This is a genomic window from Exiguobacterium sp. SH5S4, from assembly GCF_004337045.1.
Lineage (GTDB): Bacteria > Bacillota > Bacilli > Exiguobacteriales > Exiguobacteriaceae > Exiguobacterium > Exiguobacterium aurantiacum_A.
Genome location: NZ_SJUQ01000079.1, coordinates 1 through 403 on the forward strand (window position 1 = coordinate 1; position 403 = coordinate 403).

Here is a 403-nt window from a genome sequence, read left to right on the forward strand (position 1 = left end):
GCGTACGCGCGGTTTACGACGTACATACAGCGCACCGATACCTTTCGGGCCATAGATTTTGTGACCGGAGAAAGACATCAGGTCAACTTTCAACTGGCTCAGGTCGATAGGCAGTTTACCCACGCTCTGGGTTGCATCAACGTGATAGATAATGCCACGAGCACGGCACATTTCGCCGATAGCCGCGATATCCTGCACCACGCCGATTTCGTTATTTACGTGCATGATGGACACGAGGATGGTGTCGTCACGCATCGCTGCTTCAAGTTCTTTCAGGTCGATAATGCCGTTACGCTGCGGTGCCAGGTAGGTGACTTCAAAACCTTCGCGCTCCAGCTGACGGCAGGTATCCAGTACCGCTTTGTGTTCGGTTTTGCTGGTGATGATGTGCTTGCCTTTTTTC

Annotated in this window: 1 pseudogene; it reads right to left on the reverse strand. The window is 52.4% G+C overall.

Annotation, left to right across the window (positions count from 1 at the left end):
- Positions 1 to 403 (reverse strand): annotated as a pseudogene (iscS, locus tag EVJ32_RS16050) (cysteine desulfurase); the annotation flags it as partial.